The organism is Halorubrum sp. AJ67, from assembly GCF_000513435.1.
In genome coordinates this window covers 36,702-40,906 of the sequence record NZ_CBVY010000002.1, presented here as the reverse complement: position 1 = coordinate 40,906, position 4,205 = coordinate 36,702, and the positions used below count along the sequence as shown (strand labels likewise).

At 68.3% G+C, this 4,205-nt stretch carries 4 protein-coding genes and 2 pseudogenes; all 6 read left to right on the top strand.

Annotated elements, in window-relative coordinates:
- Nucleotides 1-527, top strand: a pseudogene (locus tag BN903_RS02370) (trans-sulfuration enzyme family protein); the annotation flags it as partial.
- Between the two features lie 116 nt (nt 528-643).
- Nucleotides 644-1,615 (top strand): annotated as a pseudogene (locus tag BN903_RS02365) (D-2-hydroxyacid dehydrogenase).
- 253 nt (nt 1,616-1,868) lie between these two features.
- Nucleotides 1,869-2,867 (top strand): phosphate uptake regulator PhoU, encoded by a 999-nt coding sequence (locus BN903_RS02360; protein WP_048076218.1) that lies wholly within the window; start codon nt 1,869-1,871, stop codon nt 2,865-2,867.
- 67 nt (nt 2,868-2,934) lie between these two features.
- Nucleotides 2,935-3,318 (top strand): hypothetical protein, encoded by a 384-nt coding sequence (locus BN903_RS02355; RefSeq protein ID WP_048076217.1) that lies wholly within the window; start codon nt 2,935-2,937, stop codon nt 3,316-3,318.
- Between the two features lie 114 nt (nt 3,319-3,432).
- Nucleotides 3,433-3,714: a ubiquitin-like small modifier protein 1 gene (locus BN903_RS02350; protein WP_048076216.1), complete on the top strand. Its 282-nt coding sequence runs from the start codon at nt 3,433-3,435 to the stop codon at nt 3,712-3,714.
- Nucleotides 3,711-4,067, top strand: coding sequence for a hypothetical protein (locus BN903_RS02345; RefSeq protein WP_048076215.1), 357 nt, complete (start codon nt 3,711-3,713; stop codon nt 4,065-4,067). Before BN903_RS02350 ends, BN903_RS02345 begins: the two co-directional genes overlap by 4 nt.
- Nucleotides 4,068-4,205: the final 138 nt, after the last annotated feature.

Here is a 4,205-nt window from a genome sequence, read left to right as displayed (position 1 = left end):
CATCGTCGATGACGCGGAGGGTTGACGAGCGGCTCGGCTTCTATCAGAACTCCGTCGGCGCGACGCCGGGACCGTTCGACGCCTTCCTCGTCCTCCGGGGGACGAAGACGCTCCCCGTTCGGATGGACCGCCACTGCGAGAACGCGATGGCGCTCGCCGAGTGGCTGGAGGGACACGACGCGGTCGAGCGCGTCTACTACCCCGGACTGGAGTCGCACCCGGACCACGAGCTGGCGGCCGAGCAGATGGACGACTTCGGCGGCATGCTCTCCTTCGAACTCGACGGCACCTTGGAGGAGGCCTCCACCGTCGTGAGCGAGACCGAGGTGTTCACCCTCGCGGAGTCGCTCGGCGGCGTCGAGAGCCTCATCGAGCAGCCGGCCGCGATGACCCACGCGGCCATCCCGCGCGAGGAGCGGCTCGCGGCGGGGCTCACCGACGGCCTCATTCGAGTCTCCGTGGGGATCGAACACGTCGACGACATGAAGGCCGACCTTCGGGCGGCATTCGACGCGGCGCTCTCGTAGGGAGTACGGATCCGACCCTCGGGCTCGCGGGTCGCTTCCGATCACGTCCGATCGCGTAGGGCGCTCACCGCTTCCCACGGCCATATTTTATCACGGCCGCGCCGAGTCTCTCGGCCATGAGCGATCCAGACGTTCTGGTGCTCCGACAGACGATCCACGGACTGGGACCCGACGAAACCTAGGCCGGGCCCGGCACCTCCGCCGGAAACGGGCGTCCCCCCGTAACGCCCGAGGGTCCGTCCCGAGTCCGCAACCCCGGTCCGAGGTAGCGCGAGCTCATTCGGACCGCGCGGATCGCCGTCGGTCTCAACATCGACGAGGAACTGCTCGCCGCCGCCGAGGAGCTGGAGCTGTTCGCCTGCGTGTTCGCGGGCACGGGCCACCTCCCGCGGGAGGCGCTGGCCGACCACGGGGTCGCCGTGACGAACGCGTCCGGCGTCCACGGGCCGAACATCGCCGAACACGTCGTCGGGTCGATGATCGCGCACGCGCGTCAGTTCCACCGCGCGTACCGCCAGCAGTCCCGGCGCGAGTGGCGCACCTACGAGACGACAGAGGTGTACGGCTCGACGGTCGCGGTGGTCGGACTCGGGGCCATCGGACAGGCGGTCGTCGACCGGCTGGAGTCGTTCGACGTCGAGACGGTCGGCGTCCGCTACTCCCCCGAGAAGGGCGGTCCGACCGACGAGGTATACGGCTTCGACGAGTTCCACGAGGCCGTCGCCGACGCGGAGTACGTCGTGCTGGCGTGTCCGCTCACCGAGGCGACGCGGGGGTTGGTCGACGCCGACGCGCTCCGAACGATGCGGCCCGACGCCGTCTTGGTCAACATCGCCCGCGGTCCGGTCGTCGACACCGACGCCTTGGTGACGGAACTGCGGAACAACCGCATCCGCGGCGCGGCGCTCGACGTCACCGACCCGGAGCCGCTCCCGGAGGACCACCCGCTCTGGGGGCTGTCGAACGCGACGATCACGCCGCACAACGCCGGCCACACCCCCGAGTACTACGAGCGCGTCGCTGACATCCTCGCCGACAACGTCGCGCGACTCGACGCCGGCGAGGACCTGCGTAACCGCGTGGTTTGACTGTGTAGCATTCTGTCGGCTTCCTCCCACGACTGAAGTCATGGGATTCCGCCTCGTGCCTCTGTGAGACCGCGGAATCGCGTGGCTATATATTTCTATATAATATTGACCTAATCGGCCTATTTCTCATTCTCCAACTTCGAATCCACCAGTCACTGAGTCTTTTACTCCCAAATTCGACCGTGAGTATCGGGGGAGCACCGAGGTATATATTTTGATCAAAATTAAGGTGATTCGCTCCCGAGGGTGGGGTATGGAAACGCGGAAGGTCCAAGTCACCGGCGGATCGACGTACACCGTTTCGATTCCGAAGACGTGGGCGACGGCCAACGACGTCGAGGCCGGGACGGAGATCGAGTTCCACCCGGACGGCGACTCGCTGTTTCTCACGCCGCGCTCGGAGGCGGAGCGGACGCGGGGGACGCTCGACATCACGGACCTGTCCGGGCAGGCGCTCCGCCGCGCGGTGACGACGATGTACGTCAGCGGCTTCGACGTCATCGAACTGGAGGCGGCCGAGATCAGCACCGAGCAGCGTTCGACGATCCGCGACGCGGTCCAGAGCCTCGTCGGGCTGGAGGTGTTAGAGGAGACGCGCGACCGCGTCGTCGTTCAGGACTTACTCGACTCCTCGGAGCTCTCCATCCACAACGCGGTCACGCGGATGCGGCTGATCTCCCTGTCGATGCTCGAAGACGCGATCGCCGCGCTCGCGGAGCGCGAGCACGACCTCGCGCGCGACGTCATCGGTCGCGACGACGACCTCGACCGGCTGTGGCTCGTCGTCTCGCGGATCTTCCGCGCCACGCTGCGAACGCCGAAGGCCGCCGAGGAGCTCGGTCTCCCGCGCGAGGAGTGTTTCGACTACCACTCCAGCGCCCGCCAGTTGGAGCGGATCGGCGACCACGCGACGAAGATCGCGCACCTGACGCTGAACATCGACGACCCGCTCCCGGACGAGGTCGTCGAGGCGGTGAGCGACCTCCACGGCGACGCCGTCGACGTAATCGACGCGGCGATGGACGCGCTGTTCGACGACGACACCGAGGCGGCGACGCGCCGGGCGAACGAGGCCCGAACCGGCGTCAGGGCGATCGACGAGCGCGTCCGGGCCATCGACGAACTCCTCCGCGAACTCGACCCGACGCGCGCGCAACTGCTCGGGCTGGTGGTCGACTCCGTCCTCCGATCGGCCGACTACGGCGGTAACATCGCCGAGACCGCGCTCCAGAAGGCCGCGCCGACACCGTGAGTCGATCGCAGAAGCGATCGGAGCCGGGTGGACGGGTTTTTTGAGCGCGCTCCCCCGAACTGATCGCATGCCAGAGATCGAACTCGGCGTGCCGAAGGGCGTCGTCGAGTCGCTCCCGGAGGAGGAAGGGACCGCCGAACGCGACATGCGACGCGCCATCGCGGGGATCCAGTCGCGACTGAACGACGCCCTCGCGGAGGCGGACCCCGACGAGGCGGCCGAAGTCGTCGCCGACGCGGTCGAACGCATGGAGTCGCAGGCAAGTACCTACCACGAGTTCGTCCCGGAACTGCGCGCGTGGGGGCAGTCGCCCATCTACGCGATCGCGTGGCGGAACCTCTACCTCGAACTCATCGGCCAGCTGTACGACCACGAGTGGCTCGCCGACGATCTCGACCGCGAGCGCAACTTCCGGCTGGTCGAAGACGGGATCCGGCTCTCCGACCTGTAGCCGCTTCCGCACCTGACTGTTTCGACCTGTAGCCGCTTCCGCGGTCGGCTCTTTCGACCCGCGATCGCTTCCGCGGCCGGCCGCTTTTAAGCCGCCGCGACACGACATACGCCTATGGAACTGGAACTGCGGTTCTTCGCAACGTTTCGCGAGGCCGCCGGCGGGAAGACCGTCGACGCGGAGTTCGCCGACGGATCGACCGTCGGCGACGTTCTTCGAGAGCTGGAGTCGGAGTACGAGGGAATGGCGGGCCGCCTGATCGTCGACGGCGAGCTCGCGCCGCAGATAAACGTCCTGAAGAACGGTCGCGAGGTACTCCACCTCGACGGCCTCGACACGCCGATGGCGGACGGCGACCGCCTCTCCGTCTTCCCGCCGGTCGCGGGGGGCGCATGAGCGACGACGGATCCGCGTCGGTCGAGGAGGCCGACGGCGACGCGAGCGCGCCCGGTCTCCCCCCGGCCGAGGAGGGATGGGAACGCGAGACGGTGGCGTACCGCGGCATCTCTCGCCGGCTCGCGGCCCACTACCTCAGGAACCTCGGCGGCGAACTGGTGGGGACCGACGACCCCGCGGAGGCGACCCGCGTGGACGGCGACGGGTGGCGGGTGGCCCTCAGCGCCGAGAAGGTGACCGCCGCGGCCGCCATCAAAATCACGGAGGTGACCGCCGAGTTCGCCGGCGATCCCGACGCGCTCGCCGATCTCCTCCCGAAGTACCGGCAGAAAGCGATGCGCGCCGGCGGGTGATGTCCGACGACGACGACGCGACCGGGGGCTCGGACGGCGACGAGGGTATCGCGGACGGCGAGGGCACCGACGACGACGAGTCGGCTCGGGACCGCGGCCCGTACCAGTCGTGGGAGGGCAAGGCACACAGGGGATAGG